Annotated in this window: 1 protein-coding gene; it reads right to left on the bottom strand. The window is 68.8% G+C overall.

All coding sequences use genetic code 11. The annotated features are described in order from the left end of the window. Positions 1–8 precede the first annotated feature (8 nt). Positions 9–234: glycosyltransferase (locus ACY0MJ_RS22525; RefSeq protein ID WP_462640791.1), on the bottom strand; the 226-nt coding region annotated here is incomplete at its 5' end.

Below are 234 nucleotides of genomic sequence, written 5' to 3'. Positions count from 1 at the left end.
ATGGCGGGCTACTCCGGCAGCGGCTCGTCGCGGTACAGCGCCTCGAACGTGTCGAGGGTGCGGTTGATGTCGTGGATCGCGACGCCGTCGAGCGAGGCACGCTGCATCCGCTCGTACTCCGCAGGCTCCGCAGTGAGCACGTCGGTCAGACGTGCGGCGAGCTCATCGACGTTCCCGGGCTCGAACAGGTACCCGTTCTCGCCGTCGTGCACGAGGTGCGGGAGGGCGACGGCA

The sequence above is a fragment of the Ramlibacter sp. bp-362 genome, assembly GCF_054956735.1.
This window is presented reverse-complemented; position numbering and strand designations above follow the sequence as displayed.